This window comes from Streptomyces sp. NPDC051315 (genome assembly GCF_044455165.1).
Classification (GTDB): domain Bacteria; phylum Actinomycetota; class Actinomycetes; order Streptomycetales; family Streptomycetaceae; genus Streptomyces.
On record NZ_JBITEN010000030.1, the window covers coordinates 31,368 to 51,375 of the forward strand.

Genomic DNA, 20,008 nt, shown 5'->3' on the forward strand with positions numbered 1-20,008 from the left:
GCCGCAGCCCGAGCGACACACCCTCACCGGCACCCGGTCCACCAGCCCCGCCGGTCACTTCGTCCCCACCGTCCGCAGCACCGTCAGCGCCACCGCACGCGCCACGTCCACCACCTCCCGCACGGACACGTGCTCGGCCGCGCTGTGCGCCACCGCGATGTCACCCGGCCCGAACTGCAGGGCGGGGATCCCGGCGGCGGCGTACAGCCGCAGGTCGCTGCCGTACGTCGCCCCGCGCTCCCTCGGGCGCGGGGCACCGGTCGCGTCGGCGTACGCCCCCGCCACCGCGTCCTTCAGCGGATGCCCGGCCGGCAGCCGCCCGCTCGCGAACTGCCCGCCGGGCCAGGTCACCGTCGCCGGATGCTCCCGCAGCCAGGGGTCGGCCGCGCACGCCTGCGCCACGCACCGCTCCAGCGCAGCCCGCGCCCCGGCCGGGTCCTCCCCGAGCCGCACCCCCAGCCGTCCCTCCGCGACGAGCAGGTCCGGCACGCTGCTCGCCCAGTCCCCGCAGCGCAGGGTGCCGACGGACAGTGAGTACGGGATCGGGTACTCGGCGAGGAGCGGGTCGGGGTCGCGGTTGCGCTCGTCCTCGAGCCGGGCCAGCGCCCGGTGCAACGGCAGGTAGGCGTCGATCGCGCTGACCCCCGCCTCCCGCGAACTCGCGTGCGCGGCCCTGCCCGGGACCGTGATCCGGAAGGTGAGCGCGCCCGCGTTCGCGGTGATCACCGTCCCGGCCGTCGGCTCGGCGATCAGGCACGCGTCGCCGCCGTGGCCGCGCAGGAGCGTGCCGAAGGCGCCGAGCCCGCCGTCCTCCTCCCCGACGACGAAGTGCACGGCGACCCGCCCGCGCAGCCGCGCCCCGGCCGCCCGGATCGCGGCCAGCGCGGTCAGGTGCGCGACGAGTCCGGCCTTCATGTCACAGGCGCCCCGCCCATGGACGACGTCCCCGTCCACCCGCGGCACGAACGGATCACCGGCCCAGGCCGCGAGGTCCCCGGGCGGTACGACGTCCACGTGCCCCTGAAGGATCAGCGTCGGCCCGTCACCCCCGTCCGGAGTGTGCCCCACGAGCCCCCAGGCCTCGTCGCGCGGCGCCTCCGTGCCCGGGAAGCCGGGGTGGGCGTACAGGGCGGGCAGATCCATCCGCCACAGATCGACGTCCAGCCCGAGCCGCTCCAGCCGTCCGGCGAGATGGTGCTGCATCTCGGACTCCGCGGGGCTCCCGGTGACGCTGGGTATCTCGACCAGTTCCAGCAGGGTCCGTCCGACGGCCCCCTCGTCGATCGCCGCCAGCGCGGCGGCCTCCAGGTCGTTCAGCACGCGTCGACTCCCTCCCTCGTCAACGGCCCTCACCCAACCATCGCGGGGCCCGTCCGCTCCAGACCCCCGCACCCCTCACCGGCCCGTCCGCCCCAGCCCCCTCACCCCTCGGTCCCGCTCAGATCCCCCGGTCCGCCGCCCACCGTGAACCCGATGACCGACCCGCCGCCCTCCCGCCGGAAGGCGAACGGGGCTCCCCCGTGGGCCAGGGCCACCTCGCGGACGATCGACAGGCCGAGGCCCGAGCCCGGCAGGGAGCGTGCGTCGGCGGCGCGGTAGAAGCGGTCGAAGACACGGGTGAGGTCGGCCTCGGTGATGCCGGGGCCGCGGTCGAGGACCTCGACGCGGACGGTGCCGGGCCGGGCGGGGCCGGTGACGTTGACCTCGATGGGCGCCCGTCCCCCGCGGTCGAACTTGGCGGCGTTCTCGACGAGGTTGGACAGCGCCCGCTGGAGCATGCCCGGCCGTCCGTGGGTGGTGGTGTCGCCGCTCGCCCGGACCAGGATCTGCCGGCCGGTGCGGCGGCGGGCGAGGCCGGCGACGTCCCCCGCGAGGTCGGCGAGGTCGACCCGCCGCGGCGGCTCGGTGTCGGACTGGCCGGCCGCGAGGTCGACCAGCTCGTTCACCAGGTCGGTGAGCTCGCGGGCCTCCTGGCCCAGGTCGGCGACGAGCTCCTCCCGGGTGGCGGGCGGCAGCTCGTCGATGCGGCGCAGCAGCGAGATGTTCGTACGGAGCGAGGTCAGCGGGGTCCGCAGTTCGTGTCCCGCGTCCTGGACCAGGCGGCGCTGGTCCTCCTCCGACTGGGCGAGGCGGCCCAGCATGCGGTCGAAGGCGCGGCCGAGGCGGCCGACCTCGTCGTAGCCGGTGACGGGCACCTGGACGCCGAGCCGGCGGGTGCGGGCGACGTCCTCGGCGGCGGTGGTGAGGATGACCAGGCGGTGGGTGATGCGGCGGGCCAGCCACCAGCCGAACAGGCCCGCCCCCGTCACGATCGCGATCATCAGCACCAGCGTCCGCTGCTGCAGCGCCCGCAGCAGGTCCTCCGTGTCGCTGAACTCCTGCGCGACCTGCACGGCGCCCCGCCCTCCGCCCAGCGCGACCGTCGCGACGCGGTAGACGTCGTCGCCGACGTCGACGTCCTTGTGCACGGCGAGCGTGCCGGCGCCGGCGGCGGCCGCGACCTCCCGGTCGGAGTCCCTGACCGGAAGCCCGGGGCTGCCGGGGTCGACGACCGCCCCGTCCGGCCCCAGGACCTGCACGTCCGTACGGGCCGGCCGGACGATGTCGTGGCCCGGCGCGCTGGACGAGAAGTCCTCGGGGTCCATCGCCCGGTCGCGCACCTCGTCACGCAGGTCCTGCACGACCTCGTCGAACACGGACTCCTGGTCCACCCGCACCAGCCGGGCCGCGGCCGAGTACGACAGCACGCCGATGAGGACGGTGACGGCGGCGGTCACGGCGGCGAAGGACACCGCGAAGGTGGTGCGCAGCGAGACCAGCTTCGGCCGCCGCCGGGACACCCACCGCATCGGACGGCCGCCCACCCGGACCCGCCCCCTCAGTCTTCCCGCAGCACGTAACCCACGCCCCGCACGGTGTGGATCAGCTGCGGGGCGCCGGGCGCGTCGAGCTTGCGGCGCAGATAGCCGACGTAGACGGCGAGGTTCTTGGAGCCGGGACCGAAGTCGTAGCCCCAGATGCGGTCGTAGATCGTGGAGTGGTCGAGGACGATGCCCGCGTTGCGGACGAGCAGCTCCAGCAGCTCGAACTCGGTGCGGGTCAGCTCCAGCTCCCGCTCCCCGCGCCAGGCCCGCCGCGCCTGCGGGTCCATGCGCAGCCCGGCGGCCTCCAGATGCCGCTCGGAGGCCGCCGCCGGCTTCGGTACCTCGGCCGGCGGGAGGCCGGGGTTCGTGCGGCGCAGCAGCGCCCGCAGCCGGGCGAAGACCTCCTCGACGTCGAAGGGCTTGACGACGTAGTCGTCGGCGCCCGCGTCGAGGCCGGCGATCCGGTCGGCGGTCTCCACGAGCGCCGTCAGCATGAGGATGGGCGTACGGTCGCCCTCGGCGCGCAGCACCCGGCAGACCTGGAGGCCGTCGATGCCGGGCATCATCACGTCGAGGACGAGCACGTCCGGCGGCGTCCGGTGGGCGTTCGCCAGCGCCTCGACGCCGTCGGCGACCGCCGTGACCTGGTAACCCTCCAGGGTCAGGGCCCGTTCGAGGGCGTGGCGGATGGCGCGGTCGTCTTCAGCCAGGAGCACGGTGGGAGGCACGCGTCCAGTCTGCCAAGGCCTTCGGCGGCTGGGCGGTGCGGGCGGTCCTGGGGTGGGTCTTCTTACTGGGCTCTCACCTCGGGTGGCCGTCCTCGGAGCCGCCGCCCCCGGCCCCCGGCTGTCGGCGTCGGCCCTGAACCGGCCTCGTCCTCGGACACCGGTCGGGCTGACGGCCCCGGCGACGCCCGCCGGCCGACGCCCGCCGGGCTGTGTTTCCCTGCCGACAGACGGCGCGGCGCCCGCCGGACTGCGTTCCCGGCCGGCGTCGCAAGGGTCACCGCCTGGACAGTGCCGCCAGCTGTTCGGCGAACGGCACGACCTGGAAGTCGTCCTTCGCCGGCTTCGCCGGTTCCGCCGCCGACAGTCCCGTCATCAGGGCCGCCAGCTCCCCCGCGGCCCGCTCGATCCGCTCCGGCAGCCCCGGTGCGCCCCAGTCCTCGGAGGCGGCGTACACACCGGTCGGGACGACGACGGCCCGCAGGTGGGCGAAGAGCGGCCGCAGGGCGTGCTCCAGCACCAGCGAGTGCCGCGCCGAACCGCCGGTCGCCGCGACCAGCACGGGCTTGCCCACCAGCGCGTCCCTCTCCAGCACGTCGAAGAAGGACTTGAACAGCCCGCTGTACGACGCCGAGAACACCGGTGTGACGACGATCAGCCCGTCCGCCCCCGTCACCGCGTCCAGCGCGGCCGCCAGCTTCCGTCCCGGGAAGCCGTTGGTGAGGTGGTGCGCGATGTCCACGGCGAGGTCGCGTACCTCCACGACCTGGACGTCGACCGGGGTCTGCCGTCCGACGGCGGCCGCCAGCCGGTCGGCCAGCAGCCGGGTGGACGACGGGACGCTCAGCCCCGCCGAGACGACGACGAGCTTCATACGACGGTCACCTCCTGGGCGGCCTTGAGGGATGCGTGGGTCGGCGCCTGCGGCACGTCCGCCGGGCGCCCCTTCGCGAACTCCTCGCGCAGCACCGGCACGACCTCCTCGCCGAGCAGGTCGAGCTGCTCCAGCACGGTCTTGAGCGGCAGCCCGGCGTGGTCCATCAGGAACAGCTGGCGCTGGTAGTCGCCCGCGTACTCGCGGAAGGACAGCGTCTTCTCGATCACCTGCTGCGGCGAGCCGACGGTCAGCGGGGTCTGCTCGGTGAAGTCCTCCAGCGACGGCCCGTGCCCGTACACGGGCGCGTTGTCGAAGTACGGCCGGAACTCGCGGACGGCGTCCTGGGAGTTCCTCCGCATGAACACCTGCCCGCCGAGGCCCACGATGGCCTGCTCGGGCGTGCCGTGCCCGTAGTGCGCGTACCGGGTCCGGTACAGCTCGACCATGCGCCTGGTGTGGTCGGCCGGCCAGAAGATGTTGTTGTGGAAGAAGCCGTCGCCGTAGAAGGCGGCCTGCTCGGCGATCTCGGGCGAGCGGATCGAGCCGTGCCAGACGAACGGCGGGACCCCGTCGAGCGGCCGGGGCGTCGAGGTGAAGCCCTGCAGCGGCGAACGGAACGTGCCCTCCCAGTCGACGACGTCCTCGCGCCACAGCCGGTGCAGCAGGGCGTAGTTCTCGACGGCGAGGTTGATGCCCTGGCGGATGTCCTGCCCGAACCAGGGGTAGACCGGGCCGGTGTTGCCGCGGCCCATCATCAGGTCGACGCGCCCGTCGGCCAGGTGCTGGAGCATCGCGAAGTCCTCGGCGATCTTCACCGGGTCGTTGGTGGTGATGAGGGTGGTCGAGGTGGAGAGGATCAGCCGATCCGTCCGCGCGGCTATGTAGCCGAGCATCGTGGTCGGGGACGACGGCACGAACGGCGGGTTGTGGTGCTCCCCGGTCGCGAACACGTCGAGCCCGACCTCCTCGGCCTTCGACGCGATGGCGACCATGGCCTTGATCCGCTCCCGTTCGGTCGGCGTACGGCCCGTGGTGGGGTCCGGCGTGACGTCGCCGACCGTGAAGATCCCGAACTGCATGGTCGCTCAACCTCCAAAGTTGTTGACCGTTAAACTATACGGCCCAACAGCGACCCCCTGCCCCCTATTCCGCTCCCCCGGCCCGCGGGCGTCAGTGCCGAGTGCCGGTGCCGACGTGCCGACGTGCCGGTGCCGGGCGCGCCGGTGCCGGGCGTCGGCCCTGGAGAGGGCGAGACCTCGTCCCGTGCCGAACGGGCGGCCCTGACGGCGGACCCGCGCCCCGCGGGGGGAAGGCCCGCGCCGAGTACGACGCCTTCCTCAAGGCGTGCCCGACCACCCACGTGCTGGACCGCATCAGCGACAAGTGGGGCAGCCTGCTCGGCTCCGCGCCCGCCCCCGGCCCCCTGCGCCACAGCGACCTGGCCCGAAGGATCGCCGGCGCGCGCCCCAAGCTCCTGGTCGCGGTGAAGAACCGGTCCGGGATCCACTTCGACGAGGCCTACGCGGCCCGCGAGCGCTGCGCGGAGAACCCCGAGCACTGACCCGTGCACCCCGCACTGACCCGTGCACCCCGGGACACCCGGGGGCACCACGGGCCTCTCCGGTTCACGAGCCCAGCGGCAGCGCGTCCGTGTACCCGTTCGACGGGCGCTCGGTCCTCTCGACGCTACGGGCGTCCAGCGCGACCGCCGCCGACTGCGTCCCCAGGGTGCCGTCCGCGTGCCAGGTCCCCGTCACCGTCACCCAGGTGTCCGCGGCCGGCGCCTCCACCCCGTACACCCGCACCTTCACCGACTGCGCGTCCGCCGCACAGCACGACAGCAGGATGCGGGTCAGGTACCAGCCGTCGCCCCCACCGGCGGGCGTGACGAATCCGGTCATCCGGACCGTGCGTCCCTCGATGGCCCGCCCGGTGTCCTGCTGCACCCGCTGGGTGAAGTCGGTGAGCGTGATCGGCAGCGGCGACGTCGCGGGCAGCGGATCGAAACCGTCCTCCTCGACGACGGCCACCACCTTGGGCGCCTCCCGGGAGGCGGTGAACGAACCCAGCGCGGGCGGGGCGTAGAAGAGCAGGCTCAGCGCCGGCAGGAACAGCAGCCAGGCGACCCGCGGGACGCCGGAGTGGTCGTGGCCGTGACCGTCGTGAGCGTCGTGAGTGTCCTGGCGGGTGCCGTCGTAGCCGTGACCGTCGTGCGTGTCCCGGCGGGTGCCGTCGTGCCCGTCACCGTCGGGTCCGTGGCCGTCGGCCCCCTCCCGCGCACGCCACCAGGACACCGCCTCCACCACCCCCAGCACCACCAGCAGCACTCCCGACCCGATCAGCAGCGGCCGCATGCCCTCCTTCACGTACCTCAGGTACAGGTCCGTGAGGAGCGAGGCCTGCAACAGGCCCAGCCCGCTCAGCACCAGCAGCGCCACCTGCACGAACCGCTTCACAGCAGCACTCCTCCCACCACCACGCTGCACACCACCGCCACCACGGCCGTCGCCGCGGAGAACCGGACCGCGAAGGCCCGCCCGAACGTGCCCGCCTGCAAGGCGATCAGCTTCAGGTCGACCATCGGCCCCACCACCATGAACGTCAGCCGCGCCACCGGCGAGAACCCGCTCAGCGAGGCCGCCACGAACGCGTCGGCCTCCGAACACACCGCGAGCACGATCGCCAGCACCGCCAGGAACAGCACCGACAGCCACGCCGAGTCGGCGAACGCGTCGACCACCGAGCGCGGCACCGCCACGTTGAAGGTCGCCGCCGCCATCGCCCCCACCACCAGGAAACCGCCCGCGTGCAGGAAGTCGTGCTGGAAACCGCGCCGGAACTCCGTCCACCGGCTCTGCCCCGGCCGGTGCCCGGTGTGCCGCACGGCCGGCTTCAGCCACTCCGCGCGCCCCAGCCACAACCACAGCCACCCCATCACGACGGCGGTGACCAGCGAGGCGAGCAGCCGGGCCAGCACCATCTCCGGACTGCCCGGAAAGGCGACGGCGGTCGCGATCAGCACGATCGGGTTGACGGCCGGCGCCGACAGCAGGAACGCGAACGCGGCGGCCGGAGTGACCCCCCTGCCGATCAGGCTGTTCGCCACCGGCACCGAGGCGCACTCACAGCCCGGCAGCACCACCCCCGCCGCTCCCGCGACCGGCACCGCGAGCGCGGGCCGCTTCGGCAGCAGCCGGTTGAACACCCGCGCCGGCACGAACGCGTTGATCGCCCCCGACAGAGCCGTACCGAGCAGCAGGAACGGCAGTGCCTGCACCGTCACCGCCAGACACACCGTCCGCCACGCCTCGACGGCCGGCTCCTCCAGCGACCGCCCCACGAGCACCAGCACCGCGCCCGGCAGCACGGCGGCGGCGACCAGCAGCAACGGCCACCGGCGGGGCAGCCCCCACCCCGAGCCCACGGAAGCGGCGCCGGCCTCCCCCACCCGTATGTCCGCGTCCGCGTCCGCGTCCGTGTCCATGTCCGCGCCCGTGCCCGTGTCCGTGTCCGTGTCCCGGATCGCCCGCATGCCTAGCCCCGGCCTCCCCGCAACCGCACGACCTGTTCCCCGCTGAACTCCACCGTCCGCCGCATGTGCCGCACGATCACGGCGAGTTCGGCGTCGTCCAGGTCCGCGAAAAGGGGGCTCCAGTCGCCGCCCAGCCGCTCCCACGTCCGCCCGAACTCGGCGAGCCGCTCCGGCACCGTCGCCACCAGCACCCGCCGCCGGTCCACCGCGTCCCGCTCCCGCACGACATAGCCCGCCTTCTCCAGCCGGTCCACCAACCGCGTCGCCGACCCGGTGGTCAGCCCCGTCAGCTCGGCGACCCGGCCCGTCGTCACCGGCGCCCGCTCCAGCGACAGCAGGTTCAGACACTGCAAGTCGGTGGGGTGCAGCCCGAGACGGTCCGCGACAGCCTGGTTGAACAGCGCGAACGCGGCCACGTACCGGCGGGAGACGGTGGACAACTCGTCCAGCAACCGCGACCGCACGTTCCCGGACATCGCCCGCACCACCCCTTCGTCAGCGCCGTCCGCAGATCGTACGACGCGCCGGGACCCGACCGGTCGGAAGCCGGACCCCACCGGACAGCCGCCCGGCCCCGGCACGGGCCCAAGCGCTCACCGCACCGCCCGCCCCCGCACCAGCGTGCGAAGCTGCTGCCATGCTCGTCCTGCGCTCCGCCGCCCTCTTCGTCGCCGCCGCCCTCCTCGAGATCGGCGGCGCCTGGCTGGTCTGGCAGGGCGTGCGCGAGCACCGCGGCTGGCTGTGGGCCGGCGCGGGCGTGATGGCCCTCGGCGCCTACGGCTTCGTCGCCACCCTCCAGCCCGACGCGCACTTCGGCCGGATCCTCGCCGCCTACGGCGGTGTCTTCGTCGCCGGGTCACTGGCCTGGGGCATGGTCGCCGACGGCTACCGCCCCGACCGGTGGGACGTCGCGGGCGCGCTGATCTGCCTCGCGGGCATGGCCGTGATCATGTGGGCCCCGCGAGGCCACGGCTGACCCGACCGTTCAGGCGGACGCGAAGTCGGGCAGCAGCCCCAGCTGCTCCAGGAACTGCATCTGGTCGAAGTAGAGCCGGTAGCTGACGATCCGCCCGTCCACCACCGTCGCGACGTCCACCCCGCGGATCCTGACCTCCTTGTGCGTCGCGGGCATCGTCTGCCCGTCCGGCAGCTGCAGCGGCCCCGTGTTGCGGCCCCCGAAGAACCCCTCGTCGATGGCCGTGCTCCCGATCTCGTACTGGTGCAGCGGCTCGTACGTCGCCTCGGGGATCGCGTCCGTCATCTGACGCCAGTACTCGACGATCTCGTCGCGCCCGTGCAGCTCACCGGCCTCGGGAGTGACGGCGACCGCGTCCTCCGCGAACAGCTCGGCGATGACCCTCACATCGGGCTTCGTGGTGAGCGCCTCCGTGAGCCGGTCCATGACCTCGCGCGCCTGTCCCATCGATCCACCTCCTGAACAGGGGATCACCCACCTCATTCTCCCACCGCGCCCCCCGGCGGGCCGACCGCGGAGCGAGATCACCGAACGCCCGCCGGCCCCATCCCCCTATCCTGACCGAGCAGGCTTTCGACACCGCTCGCAGAACCCTTGAAGAACCCGAGGAGCAGCCCCCATGGCCACCGCCGCACCGTCCGCCGCCTCCCGCATCGCCGTCGTCACCGGTGCGAGCAGCGGAATCGGCGCCGCCACCGCCCGGCAGCTCGCCGCGGCCGGCTACCGCGTAGTCCTCACCGCCCGCCGCAAGGACCGCATCGAGGCGCTGGCCGAGGAGATCACCGCGGCGGGCGGCTCGGCGACGGCGTACCAGCTGGACGTGACGGACCGCGCGGCGGTCGACGAGTTCGCCACCGCCTTCCGGACGATCGGCGTCCTCGTCAACAACGCGGGCGGCGCGCTCGGCGCCGACCCCGTGGCCACCGGCGACCCGGCCGACTGGCGCGCCATGTACGAGACGAACGTCATCGGCACCCTCAACCTCACCCAGGCCCTCCTCCCCAAGCTGGTCGCCGGCGGCGACGGCACGGTCGTCGTCGTCTCCTCCACCGCCGGTCACGGCACCTACGAGGGCGGCGCGGGCTACGTCGCCGCCAAGCACGGCGCCCACGTCCTCGCCGAGACCCTGCGCCTGGAGATCGTCGGACAGCCGGTCCGCGTCATCGAGATCGCGCCCGGCATGGTCAAGACCGACGAGTTCGCCCTGACCCGCTTCGGCGGCGACGAGAACAAGGCCGCCAAGGTCTACGAAGGCGTCGCCGAACCCCTCACCGCCGACGACGTCGCCGAGACGATCACCTGGGCGGTGACCCGCCCCAGCCACGTCAACGTCGACCTGCTGATCCTGCGCCCGCGCGCCCAGGCCTCCAACACGAAGGTCCACCGGGAACTGTGATGCCGGAGCGGACCTCCGAGGAGAAGGCGGCGGAACAGCGCCGACTCGCCCAGGAGACGAGGAACGAACGCCAGGTCTGGTACTTCCTGGCCTACTTCCTCTTCGGCATCCACATCATCGCCTTCGTGCTGATCTACGCGGTGAAGCACGGGAACTGAACACCCGTCACCGGCGTCCGGTCCGACGTGGACCGACACATACCCTTCGACCGCCTGCACAACTTCCGCGACCTCGGCGGCTACCGCACCGCGGACGGCCGCCACCGCCTCCGCCCCGGCCGCCTGTACCGCGCGGACTCCCTCGGCAAACTGACGCCGGACACCCCCGACTGGGACCGCTTCCTCTCCCTCGGCATCCGCACGGTGATCGACCTGCGCCACCCGTGGGAGGCGGAGGGCAGAGGCCGGATCCCCGCCCACCCGTCCTTCACCTACCACAACCTCAGCATCGAGCACCGCCCCTACGACCAGGCCGCCCAGACCCCCGACGTCGACCCCGGCCCCTACCTCGCCGAGCGCTACCTGGAGGTGGCGGAGGACGGCACAAAGGAAATCCGCCAGGCCCTGGAACTCATCGCCGAAGCACAGGACCCCCTGGTCTTCCACTGCGCCTCCGGCAAGGACCGCACCGGCCAGCTCGCCGCCCTGGTCCTGGCCCTCCTGGACGTCCCGGAGAGCACGATCACCGAGGACTTCACCCTCACCGAACGGGCGACCCCGTCCCTGCTCGCCGACTGGCGCGCACGCAACGAGGGCCGCTCGCCGACCTGGCCGGCCTTCGCCCGAGCCCCCGAATCGGTCATGCGCCTCTACCTGAACGCCCTGAACACCCGTTACGGCTCGACCGAGGGCTATGTCAGCGGGGCGCTGGGCATGGACACGAAGGCACTCACCGCGACCCTCCGGGCGAACCTCCTGGAATCGTCCGGCTGACACCGGCGGACCGCCACGGGTCGCAGCCCGCCCAGGGGGAAAGGGCCCGAGCCACCCGGCCCGGGCCCCTTCCCCACCGACGTCAGCCCTTCACGCACACGACCTGCTTCAGCTTCGCCACGACCTCCACCAGGTCCCGCTGCTGGTCGATGACCTGCTCGATCGGCTTGTACGCGCCGGGGATCTCGTCCACGACACCGGAGTCCTTGCGGCACTCCACGCCCCGCGTCTGCTCCTCCAGGTCCTTCGTCGAGAAGCGGCGCTTCGCCGCGTTGCGGCTCATGCGCCGGCCGGCGCCGTGCGACGCCGAGTTGAACGCCTTCTCGTTCCCGAGGCCCTTCACGATGTACGAGCCCGTGCCCATGGAGCCCGGGATGATGCCGTACTCGCCGGAACCGGCCCGGATCGCGCCCTTGCGGGTCACGAGCAGGTCCATGCCGTCGTAGCGCTCCTCCGCCACGTAGTTGTGGTGCGCGCTGATCTCCGTCTCGAAGGTCGGCTTCGCCTTCCGGAACTCCTTGCGGATCACGTCCTTCAGGAGCGCCATCATGATCGTGCGGTTGTACTTCGCGTACTCCTGCGCCCAGAACAGGTCGTTGCGGTAGGCCGCCATCTGCGGCGTGTCCGCGACGAAGACGGCGAGGTCGCGGTCGATCAGGCCCTGGTTGTGCGGGAGCTTCTGGGCCACGCCGATGTGGAACTCGGCGAGTTCCTTGCCGATGTTGCGGGACCCGGAGTGGAGCATCAGCCAGACGGAACCGTCCGTGTCCGTGCACACCTCGACGAAGTGGTTGCCGGATCCGAGCGTTCCCATCTGCTTCGTGGCGCGTTCCTCACGGAACTTGACCGCTTCGGCGATGCCCCCGAAACGGCCCCAGAAGTCGTCCCACCCGGCGGTCGCGAAGCCGTGCAGCCGCCCCGGGTCGACCGGGTCGTCGTGCATCCCCCGCCCCACCGGAATCGCCTGCTCGATCTTCGACCGCAGGCGGGAGAGGTCCCCGGGAAGGTCGTTCGCCGTCAGGGACGTCTTCACCGCCGACATCCCGCAGCCGATGTCGACGCCCACCGCCGCCGGGCACACGGCGCCCTGCATCGCGATGACGGAGCCGACCGTCGCGCCCTTGCCGTAGTGCACGTCGGGCATCACGGCCAGGCCCTTGATCCAGGGCAGGGTGGAGACGTTGCGCAGCTGCTGGAGTGCCACGTCCTCGACCGTCGCGGGGTCGGTCCACATGCGGATGGGAACCTTCGCGCCCGGCATTTCCACGTACGACATATCGTCCTCTTTCCCCCGGAAGCACATCAGAAGTCTTGAATCGCAAAACCGGCGCCAAGGTCGACGAAAGGGACGACGGACCGGCATCCACGGTGGTGCGTGCGATACACATTGTCTGTTGGGGCCGCCCCCGTCCGGCAAGCGAATAACCAGCGGAGACACGGGGGCACCGGCCCGGGCACGACCAGCCACCCACGTTGTGACCGTCGAGAGGAGCCGACCGTGCAGCGGAAGGCGTACGTATCCGGCGTCGCCGCACTCCTCGCGGTGCTGCTGGCCGGCTGCACCGGCAGTTCGGACGACGGCGGCCCGGCGGACGACTCCAACCCGGGCCAGGCCGGCACGGTGACCGCCGCGGCCGAGCCCGGCCGGTACGACAGCCTTCCGCAGGCCTGCGGCGCGGTCGGCCGCTCCCTCCTCGACTCGCTGCTCCCCGGTATCCGCGAGATCACCGACGAGGCCCAGCGCGAGACCGCCTACGCGGGCGAGGCGACCCCGACGTACGACACGGACCGCAAGGCCGGCTGCCGCTGGAAGGTGGAGTCGGCGGACGCCACCGACCACCTCTTCGTCGACTTCGAGCGCGTGGTGTCGTACGACAACGCGGTCAGCGACGACAGTCAGGCCGAGGAGCTGTTCGCCGAGAAGGTGGTGGCGGCGGACCTGCCGGTGCCCACGGCCTCGGAGACGGGCAGCCCGGGGGCGACCCCCTCCACGAGCGCGAGCGGGAGCGCGACGCCGTCCGCCGCCGCGGGCGCCCCCGCCGCCACGTCGACGTCCACGTCCCCCTCCCCGTCCTCCTCCATCACCCCCGCCGACCTCCAGCCCCGCCTCCTCGACGACCTGGGCGACGAGGCGTTCGTCGACGACGTGCTCTCCAGTTCCGGTTCGACGGCGAAACAGCGCACGGTGACTGTGGCGTTCCGCACGTCGAACGTCATCGTGACCATCGCGTACGAGGAGCAGCCGGCGACCATCGGCACGGTCCCGGACAGCAAGGAAATGCAGGACAGGGCCCGGAAACTGGCGGCCCGGCTCGCCGACTCCCTTGCCGGCTGAGGCGACTTCGGGCCCGTTCGCCGTGCGTCCGCAAAGCCCCCGAAGCGCAGCCGCACAGCTTCCTCACCGCGTACCGTGGCCCCTCGGACCCGATCAGACCGCAGGAACCACGAGCGTCATGAGTGAAGGAACCATGCAGCGACGAGCCCAGCGAGACGACCAGCGTGACCAGCGAACGAAGCGTGCCGGAGGCGTGAACCGTCTCCTCGCCGCCGCAGCCGCACTCCCCGTGATGCTGATCGTCGCCGGTTGCTCCTCGGACTCCGGCTCCGGCGACGACGCGCAGAAGGCAGGTGCCGGCACGTCCGTCGACACCTCCGTGAGTGCCGCGCCGACGGTGCAGGCCGCGGCGTACCAGTCGCTGCCGGAGGCCTGCGCGGTGCTGTCGAAGACGACGCTGACCGAGCTGGTGCCGAAGGGGACGAAGGGCAAGGAGGGCACGTCGAGCGACACCGCCTCCCGGGCCTCCTGTTCCTGGTCGAGCCTGGACAACAACGGTGTGAAGGGCTCGCAGTTCCGCTGGCTGAACGTCTCGCTGCTGCGGTTCGAGTCGGACGCGGCGACCTCCGGCGACCAGCAGGCGCAGGAGTACTACGCCAAGCAGGTCCAGGGTGCGCAGGCGGTGGCGGGCGCGACGAACACGAAGACGCAGGCGCTCGCCGGGACCGGCGACCAGGCGACGACCGTGCGCTACGACCTGAAGAAGAAGGAAGGCGCCTTCAAGCAGCAGACGGTCGTCGCGCGGGTCGAGAACGTCGTCGTGACGGTCGACTACAACGGCGCGGGTCTGGCCGGTGAGAAGACCCCGAACGCGGACACCCTGACGAAGGCTGCGGAGAAGGCGGCCAAGGAGGCGGTGGCGGCGGTCCGGTCCGCCAACGGCGCCGGTGGCGGCGGTGGTTCGAGCACGTCCCCGTCCCCGGGCAAGTCGGCGACGGCGTCTCCCTCGGCGACCCGGTCGGCCGCCGCGTCGGCCTCCGCCACCACGTCCCCCTCGGTGTCGCCGTCGGCGTCGGCCTCGAAGAAGAGCTGACCCACCGGCAACACGTGCGCCGCACACGTGTGTCACCCTGTTGCGCGCACCAACACGCAACGGGAGGGGAATACGGGTGGCCGCGCCAATCCAGCTGACTCGGATGCACCGCGTTCTCATCGGCGTGGTCGTGGCCGGCGCCGTGATCATCGCCGGTATCGGCTTCGCCGGTTCTTACGCGGCGGTTCGCGAGCTGGCGATCCAGAAGGGCTTCGGCAACTTCTCCTACGTCTTCCCGATCGGCATCGACGCGGGCATCTGTGTGCTGCTCGCGCTGGACCTGCTGCTGACGTGGATCCGCATACCGTTCCCGCTGCTGCGCCAGACGGCGTGGCTGCTGACGGCGGCGACGATCGCGTTCAACGGCGCCGCCGCCTGGCCGGATCCGCTGGGTGTGGGGATGCACGCGGTGATCCCGGTGCTGTTCGTCGTCGCGGTGGAGGCGGCCCGCCACGCGATCGGCCGGATAGCCGACATCACGGCCGACAAGCACATGGAGGGCGTCCGCCTCACCCGCTGGCTCCTCTCGCCGGTTCCGACGTTCCTGCTGTGGCGCCGGATGAAGCTGTGGGAGCTGCGTTCCTACGAGCAGGTCATCAAGCTGGAGCAGGAACGTCTCGTCTACCAGGCCCGCCTCCGCTCCCGGTTCGGCCGGGCCTGGCGCAGGAAGGCTCCCGTGGAGTCCCTGATGCCGCTGAGGCTGGCCAAGTACGGCGTCCCCCTGGCGGAGACGGCCCCGGCGGGTCTGGCGGCGGCGGGAATCGAGCCGGTCCTGCTGCCTCCGGCGCCCCAGCAGGAGATCCCGGCGGCTCAGCAGGGCCTGCGAGCGCCGCAGCAGGAGCTGCCGGCCGCTCCGGCATCCGCCGCGGCCGGCACGACACCGGCGCCCGGCACCGCCGTAGCGGTGGACGATCGTGCCGCTGGGGCGGCACCCGTCCCCCAGACAGCGGCACCCTCCGGCGGGCAGCGCCCCGTCCCACCCCCCGGCCCGGACGCCGGATACCCCGGCACCCCACCGGAAGTGAACCCGTGGCTGCACGCCCGCCACCCGCAGCAGGTCGAGTACCACGGCGGCTACAACCCGCAGTACGACCCCGAGGCCCAGTACGAGCAGTGGTACGAGGAGCAGCTCCAGGCCGAGCAGTACCAGGACCAGTACCAGGAGGAGCCCCCCGTCCAGGAGCCCTCCCCGGAGGAGACGGGCAGCTTCCCCATCCCGGTGGCCCCGGGCCGCACCCGCGAGCTGGGTGAGGGCGGCGGCACCCCGGAACCGGACGAGGACGCGTACTACCAGGTGTTCCGCCAGTCGATAGACGGCAGCTACCCCACGCCCCGCGTCCTGGGCGACAACATCCAGGCGACCTACGGCACGACGCTGAGCCCGAGCGCCCTGAAGGCCCTCGCGGAGCGCTTCCAGCAGCGCCACTCGGCGGAGCTGGAAGAGGACCACATCGCGTGACGGACCCCGTCGCGTGACGCGTACGACGAAGGGGGCGCCCGGCGAACACCGGGCGCCCCCTTCGTCGTGAACGCGGCCCTACTCCCCGAGCAGGTACCGCACCCGCTCCTGTCCCACCGCCAACAGCAGCGTGGGCAGCCGCGGTCCGGTGTCCCGGCCCACCAGCAGGTGGTAGAGCAGCGCGAAGAAGGCCCGCTGAGCGGTCTTGATCTCGGGCGGCAGCTCCTTGGGCGTGGCGTCCGCGGAGAATCCGGCCTGGACCTTCGGCACGCCGTACACGAGGTGGGTCAGTCCGTCGAGCGACCAGTGGTCCGCCAGCCCGTCGAGCAGCAGCCGCAGCGACTGCCGGGACGCCTCGTCCAGGGACTTCAGCAGGTCGGCGTCGGGCTCGTCGCGCACGATGGTCCGCTGGTCGGCGGGGACGTGCGTGTTGATCCAGGCCTCGGCCTTGTCGAACCGCGGGCGGGCCTCGTCGAGGGAGCCGAGCGGGTTGTCGGGGTCCAGCTCGCTGAGGATCCGCAGTGCCTGGTCCTGGTGGCCGGCGGTGATGTCGGCGACGGAGGCCAGCGTCCGGTAGGGCAGGGGCCGCGGCGTGCGGGGGAGCTCCCCGCCGGCGGTGCGCACGGCGCGGGAGTGCGCGGCCACGTCGGCGGGCAGGGCGGAGCCGTCGGCGACCTTCGCGTCGAGCTTGTCCCACTCGTCGTACAGCCGCTGGATCTCCTGGTCGAAGGCGATCTTGAAGGACTGGTTGGGCCTGCGCCGGGCGTAGAGCCACCGCAGGAGCTGCGGTTCCATGATCTTCAGGGCGTCCGCCGGGGTGGGCACCCCGCCGCGGGACGAGGACATCTTCGCCATGCCGCTGATGCCCACGAAGGCGTACATGGGTCCGATCGGCTGCTTGCCGCCGAAGATCCCGACGATCTGTCCGCCGACCTGGAAGCTGGACCCCGGGGAGGAGTGGTCGACGCCGCTCGGCTCGAACACGACGCCCTCGTACGCCCACCGCATCGGCCAGTCGACCTTCCAGACCAGCTTGCCGCGGTTGAACTCGTTCAGCCGGACGGTCTCCCCGAAGCCGCACGCGGTGCAGCTGTACGACAGCTCGGTGGTGTCGTCGTCGTAGGACGTGACGGTGGTGAGGTCCTTCTCGCAGTTGCCGCAGTAGGGCTTGTAGGGGAAGTACCCGGCGGAGCCGGAACTGCCGTCGTCCTCGGACGCGGCGCCGGAGCCTTCGGCGGCCTCGAGCTCGGCCTCGTCGAGCGGCTTCTGCTGCTGCTTCTTGGCCGGGGCCTTCTTGGTCCGGTACTGGTCGAGGATCGCGTCGATGTCGCCGCGGTGGCGCATCGCGTGCAGGATCTGGTCCCGGTAGACGCCGGCGGTGTACTGCTCGGTCTGGCTGATCCCGTCGAACTCCACGCCCAGCTCGGCCAGCGACTCGATCATCGCGGCCTTGAAGTGCTCCGCCCAGTTCGGGTGCGGCGAGCCCTTCGGTGCCGGGACGGAGGTCAGGGGCTTGCCGATGTGCTCGGCCCAGGCCTCCTCGTCCACACCGGCGATGCCCTTGGGCACCTTGCGGTAGCGGTCGTAGTCGTCCCAGGAGATCAGGTGGCGGACCTGGTGGCCGCGCCGCCGGATCTCGTCGGCGACGAGGTGCGGGGTCATGACCTCGCGCAGGTTCCCGAGGTGGATCGGGCCGGAGGGGGAGAGGCCGGACGCGACGACGACCGGTTTGCCCGGGGCCCGACGCTCCGACTCCTCGATGACCTCATCCGCGAAACGGGAGACCCAGTCGGTGGTCTCGGTGCTCAGAGCCACGATCGGCACGTCCTTCTTTCTCCAACGGCAGCCGGACGGTCGCACGGCTGGCGCTCCCATTGTCCCAGGCCGCACGGCATCCGCGAAAACCGCTTTTCACCGCGTGGGATACTGGCTTCCCTGTCCTCAGCAACTCCCGGAACCCGAGCAGAACGGCAATCACCCCATGGCCTCGGTCACGTCCCTCAGCGCCACCGTCGAGCAGCATCTCGCGTCCGCCATCTCCGCCACCGTGCCGGAGGCCTCGGCCGACCCGCTGCTGCGACGCAGCGACCGGGCGGACTTCCAGGCCAACGGGATCCTCGCCCTGGCGAAGAAGGCGAAGGCCAACCCGAGGGAACTGGCGACGCAGGTCGTCTCGCGGGTCGTCACCGGTGAGGTGATCAAGGACATCGAGGTCTCCGGACCCGGCTTCCTGAACGTGACGATCACCGACAGGGCGATCACCGAGAACCTGGCGGCGCGGTACGCGGACACCGACCGGCTGGGCGTTCCGTACGCGGACGCGCCGGGCACGACGGTGATCGACTACGCCCAGCCGAACGTGGCGAAGGAGATGCACGTCGGCCACCTGCGGTCCGCCGTCATCGGCGACTCGGTGGTCCAGCTGCTGGAGTTCACCGGCGAGACGGTGGTCCGCCGGCACCACATCGGCGACTGGGGCACCCAGTTCGGCATGCTCATCCAGTACCTGGACGAGCACCCGCACGAGCTGGACCACAAGGCGTCCGAGGTCAGCGGTGAGGAGGCGATGTCGAACCTCGACCGCCTCTACAAGGCCGCGCGCAGGCTGTTCGACTCCGACGAGGAGTTCAAGACGCGGGCCCGCCGCCGGGTGGTCGACCTCCAGGCCGGCGATCCGCACACGCTCGCCATGTGGCAGAAGTTCGTCGACGAGTCGAAGATCTACTTCTTCTCCGTCTTCGAGAAGCTGGACATGGAGATCCGCGACCCCGACATCGTCGGTGAGTCCGGTTACAACGACATGCTGGCGGAGACCTGCCGCCTCCTGGAGGAGTCGGGGGTGGCGGTCCGCTCGGAGGGCGCCCTGTGCGTCTTCTTCGACGACATCAAGGGTCCCGACGGCAACCCGGTCCCGCTGATCGTCCAGAAGTCGGACGGCGGCTACGGCTACGCGGCCACGGACCTCTCCGCGATCCGCGACCGCGTCTTCCACCTCAAGGCGAACACGCTCCTGTACGTCGTGGACGCCCGCCAGTCCCTGCACTTCAAGATGGTCTTCGAGACCGCGCGCAGGGCGGGCTGGCTGAACGGCGACGTGAAGGCGGTCCAGCTCGCGTTCGGCACGGTCCTCGGCAAGGACGGCAAGCCGTTCAAGACCCGTGAGGGCGAGACGGTCAAGCTGGTCGACCTGCTCGACGAGGCCGTCGAGCGGGCCACGGCCGTGGTCCGCGACAAGGCCGAGAAGGTCGGTCTGACCGAGCAGGAGATCGCGGAGAACGGCCGGTACGTCGGCATCGGCGCGGTGAAGTACGCCGACCTGTCGACCTCGGCGGTCCGGGACTACAAGTTCGACCTGGACCAGATGGTCTCGCTGAACGGCGACACCTCCGTCTACCTCCAGTACGCGTACGCCCGTATCCAGTCGATCCTGCGCAAGTCCGGCGAGGCCCGCCCGGTCGCCCACCCGGAGCTGGACCTGGCTCCCGCGGAGCGGGCGCTGGGGCTGCACCTGGACCAGTTCGGCGAGACGGTGCTGGAGGTCGCCTCGGCCTACGAGCCCCACAAGCTCGCCGCGTACCTCTACCAGCTGGCGTCGCACCTGACGACGTTCTACGACCAGTGCCAGGTGCTGTCCGCCGACAACCCGGCCGAGGTCGTCGAGAACCGCCTGTTCCTGGTCGACCTGACGGCCCGTACGCTCCACCGGGGCATGGCCCTGCTGGGGATCCGGACGCCCGAGAAGCTCTGACGCGTCCCCCGGGCCCTGTCGTCACCGCCTGACGGACGGGAAGGTGACGACCGGGCCCCGGGACCGGAACCGACTCCTCGCACTCCCGCGTCCCACCACCACGAGCTGTGTGAGAACCCGAGTGCGAGGAG

General features: G+C 72.0%; 20 protein-coding genes. 9 read left to right on the forward strand and 11 right to left on the reverse strand.

The annotated features are described in order from the left end of the window. Window positions 1-54 precede the first annotated feature (54 nt). From ACIBBD_RS36980 to ACIBBD_RS37000, 5 genes are all read right to left on the reverse strand, one after another. Complete coding sequence (locus tag ACIBBD_RS36980; protein WP_399424183.1) at window positions 55-1,320, reverse strand: ArgE/DapE family deacylase; 1,266 nt, start codon at window positions 1,318-1,320, stop codon at window positions 55-57. A gap of 101 nt (window positions 1,321-1,421) precedes the next feature. Beyond that, window positions 1,422-2,849, reverse strand: coding sequence for an ATP-binding protein (locus tag ACIBBD_RS36985; protein WP_399424185.1), 1,428 nt, complete (start codon window positions 2,847-2,849; stop codon window positions 1,422-1,424). A gap of 29 nt (window positions 2,850-2,878) precedes the next feature. Then, window positions 2,879-3,580, reverse strand: coding sequence for a response regulator transcription factor (locus ACIBBD_RS36990; RefSeq protein ID WP_399424248.1), 702 nt, complete (start codon window positions 3,578-3,580; stop codon window positions 2,879-2,881). A gap of 286 nt (window positions 3,581-3,866) precedes the next feature. Then, complete coding sequence (locus tag ACIBBD_RS36995; protein ID WP_399424186.1) at window positions 3,867-4,463, reverse strand: FMN reductase; 597 nt, start codon at window positions 4,461-4,463, stop codon at window positions 3,867-3,869. Continuing rightward, window positions 4,460-5,545 (reverse strand): LLM class flavin-dependent oxidoreductase, encoded by a 1,086-nt coding sequence (locus ACIBBD_RS37000; protein ID WP_399424187.1) that lies wholly within the window; start codon window positions 5,543-5,545, stop codon window positions 4,460-4,462. The genes ACIBBD_RS36995 and ACIBBD_RS37000 overlap by 4 nt, the downstream gene beginning before the upstream one ends. A 281-nt stretch (window positions 5,546-5,826) precedes the next feature. Between ACIBBD_RS37000 and ACIBBD_RS37005 the strand changes: the two genes are divergently transcribed. Continuing rightward, window positions 5,827-6,027 carry a hypothetical protein gene (locus ACIBBD_RS37005; protein WP_399424189.1) on the forward strand — a complete coding sequence of 67 codons (201 nt, stop codon included), beginning with the start codon at window positions 5,827-5,829 and terminating at the stop codon, window positions 6,025-6,027. A gap of 64 nt (window positions 6,028-6,091) precedes the next feature. Here the strand turns inward: ACIBBD_RS37005 and ACIBBD_RS37010 are convergent, their stop codons facing one another. The 3 genes from ACIBBD_RS37010 to ACIBBD_RS37020 are packed head-to-tail and all read right to left on the reverse strand — an operon-like array spanning window position 6,092 to window position 8,474. Next, window positions 6,092-6,922, reverse strand: a complete 831-nt coding sequence (locus ACIBBD_RS37010) for a TIGR03943 family putative permease subunit (protein ID WP_399424191.1) — start codon at window positions 6,920-6,922, stop codon at window positions 6,092-6,094. Continuing rightward, window positions 6,919-7,950: a permease gene (locus ACIBBD_RS37015; protein ID WP_399424250.1), complete on the reverse strand. Its 1,032-nt coding sequence runs from the start codon at window positions 7,948-7,950 to the stop codon at window positions 6,919-6,921. The genes ACIBBD_RS37010 and ACIBBD_RS37015 overlap by 4 nt, the downstream gene beginning before the upstream one ends. A gap of 50 nt (window positions 7,951-8,000) precedes the next feature. Beyond that, a complete protein-coding gene (locus tag ACIBBD_RS37020) occupies window positions 8,001-8,474 on the reverse strand; it encodes a MarR family winged helix-turn-helix transcriptional regulator (RefSeq protein ID WP_399424192.1) in 474 nt (157 codons plus the stop codon). A gap of 161 nt (window positions 8,475-8,635) precedes the next feature. On the opposite strand from ACIBBD_RS37020, the gene ACIBBD_RS37025 reads away from it, so the two are divergent. Continuing rightward, window positions 8,636-8,974, forward strand: coding sequence for a YnfA family protein (locus ACIBBD_RS37025; protein WP_399424193.1), 339 nt, complete (start codon window positions 8,636-8,638; stop codon window positions 8,972-8,974). A gap of 9 nt (window positions 8,975-8,983) precedes the next feature. Here the strand turns inward: ACIBBD_RS37025 and ACIBBD_RS37030 are convergent, their stop codons facing one another. Beyond that, window positions 8,984-9,421 carry an ester cyclase gene (locus ACIBBD_RS37030; protein ID WP_399424195.1) on the reverse strand — a complete coding sequence of 146 codons (438 nt, stop codon included), beginning with the start codon at window positions 9,419-9,421 and terminating at the stop codon, window positions 8,984-8,986. A gap of 172 nt (window positions 9,422-9,593) precedes the next feature. On the opposite strand from ACIBBD_RS37030, the gene ACIBBD_RS37035 reads away from it, so the two are divergent. Genes ACIBBD_RS37035 through ACIBBD_RS37045 form a run of 3 tightly spaced genes read left to right on the forward strand, consistent with a single transcriptional unit; the run spans window position 9,594 to window position 11,302 of the window. Next, a complete protein-coding gene (locus tag ACIBBD_RS37035; protein WP_399424196.1) occupies window positions 9,594-10,370 on the forward strand; it encodes an SDR family NAD(P)-dependent oxidoreductase in 777 nt (258 codons plus the stop codon). Next, window positions 10,370-10,528 (forward strand): hypothetical protein, encoded by a 159-nt coding sequence (locus ACIBBD_RS37040; RefSeq protein ID WP_399424198.1) that lies wholly within the window; start codon window positions 10,370-10,372, stop codon window positions 10,526-10,528. The genes ACIBBD_RS37035 and ACIBBD_RS37040 overlap by 1 nt, the downstream gene beginning before the upstream one ends. Before the next feature lie 27 nt (window positions 10,529-10,555). After that, window positions 10,556-11,302 carry a tyrosine-protein phosphatase gene (locus tag ACIBBD_RS37045; protein WP_399424199.1) on the forward strand — a complete coding sequence of 249 codons (747 nt, stop codon included), beginning with the start codon at window positions 10,556-10,558 and terminating at the stop codon, window positions 11,300-11,302. 82 nt (window positions 11,303-11,384) lie between these two features. Here the strand turns inward: ACIBBD_RS37045 and ACIBBD_RS37050 are convergent, their stop codons facing one another. Next, the gene (locus ACIBBD_RS37050; RefSeq protein ID WP_399424201.1) at window positions 11,385-12,578 is read right to left on the reverse strand and encodes an RtcB family protein; all 1,194 of its coding nucleotides are present in this window, start codon (window positions 12,576-12,578) and stop codon (window positions 11,385-11,387) included. A gap of 222 nt (window positions 12,579-12,800) precedes the next feature. On the opposite strand from ACIBBD_RS37050, the gene ACIBBD_RS37055 reads away from it, so the two are divergent. From ACIBBD_RS37055 to ACIBBD_RS37065, 3 genes are all read left to right on the forward strand, one after another. Then, window positions 12,801-13,637 (forward strand): DUF3558 domain-containing protein, encoded by an 837-nt coding sequence (locus ACIBBD_RS37055; protein ID WP_399424203.1) that lies wholly within the window; start codon window positions 12,801-12,803, stop codon window positions 13,635-13,637. Between the two features lie 118 nt (window positions 13,638-13,755). Continuing rightward, window positions 13,756-14,670 (forward strand): DUF3558 family protein, encoded by a 915-nt coding sequence (locus ACIBBD_RS37060; protein WP_399424205.1) that lies wholly within the window; start codon window positions 13,756-13,758, stop codon window positions 14,668-14,670. Between the two features lie 76 nt (window positions 14,671-14,746). Next, complete coding sequence (locus tag ACIBBD_RS37065) at window positions 14,747-16,129, forward strand: DUF2637 domain-containing protein (RefSeq protein ID WP_399424206.1); 1,383 nt, start codon at window positions 14,747-14,749, stop codon at window positions 16,127-16,129. 78 nt (window positions 16,130-16,207) lie between these two features. Here the strand turns inward: ACIBBD_RS37065 and lysS are convergent, their stop codons facing one another. Next, entirely contained in the window at window positions 16,208-17,953 is a 1,746-nt protein-coding gene (lysS, locus tag ACIBBD_RS37070; protein ID WP_399424208.1) for a lysine--tRNA ligase, read from the reverse strand. Between the two features lie 157 nt (window positions 17,954-18,110). Here lysS and argS point away from each other — a divergent pair, with 157 nt between their 5' ends. Continuing rightward, window positions 18,111-19,877, forward strand: a complete 1,767-nt coding sequence (gene argS, locus ACIBBD_RS37075) for an arginine--tRNA ligase (RefSeq protein ID WP_399424209.1) — start codon at window positions 18,111-18,113, stop codon at window positions 19,875-19,877. Window positions 19,878-20,008: the final 131 nt, after the last annotated feature.

Excerpts from the sequence above, each read along its gene's own strand:
- ACIBBD_RS36985 (WP_399424185.1), bottom strand. The coding sequence starts at position 2,849 with ATGCGGTGGGTGTCCCGGCGGCGGCCGAAGCTGGTCTCGCTGCGCACC.
- ACIBBD_RS36995 (WP_399424186.1), bottom strand. The coding sequence starts at position 4,463 with ATGAAGCTCGTCGTCGTCTCGGCGGGGCTGAGCGTCCCGTCGTCCACC.
- ACIBBD_RS37000 (WP_399424187.1), bottom strand. The coding sequence starts at position 5,545 with ATGCAGTTCGGGATCTTCACGGTCGGCGACGTCACGCCGGACCCCACC.
- ACIBBD_RS37015 (WP_399424250.1), bottom strand. The coding sequence starts at position 7,950 with ATGGACACGGACGCGGACGCGGACGCGGACATACGGGTGGGGGAGGCC.
- ACIBBD_RS37020 (WP_399424192.1), bottom strand. The coding sequence starts at position 8,474 with ATGTCCGGGAACGTGCGGTCGCGGTTGCTGGACGAGTTGTCCACCGTC.
- ACIBBD_RS37025 (WP_399424193.1), top strand. The coding sequence starts at position 8,636 with ATGCTCGTCCTGCGCTCCGCCGCCCTCTTCGTCGCCGCCGCCCTCCTC.
- ACIBBD_RS37030 (WP_399424195.1), bottom strand. The coding sequence starts at position 9,421 with ATGGGACAGGCGCGCGAGGTCATGGACCGGCTCACGGAGGCGCTCACC.
- ACIBBD_RS37035 (WP_399424196.1), top strand. The coding sequence starts at position 9,594 with ATGGCCACCGCCGCACCGTCCGCCGCCTCCCGCATCGCCGTCGTCACC.
- ACIBBD_RS37040 (WP_399424198.1), top strand. The coding sequence starts at position 10,370 with ATGCCGGAGCGGACCTCCGAGGAGAAGGCGGCGGAACAGCGCCGACTC.
- ACIBBD_RS37050 (WP_399424201.1), bottom strand. The coding sequence starts at position 12,578 with ATGTCGTACGTGGAAATGCCGGGCGCGAAGGTTCCCATCCGCATGTGG.
- ACIBBD_RS37060 (WP_399424205.1), top strand. The coding sequence starts at position 13,756 with ATGAGTGAAGGAACCATGCAGCGACGAGCCCAGCGAGACGACCAGCGT.
- argS (WP_399424209.1), top strand. The coding sequence starts at position 18,111 with ATGGCCTCGGTCACGTCCCTCAGCGCCACCGTCGAGCAGCATCTCGCG.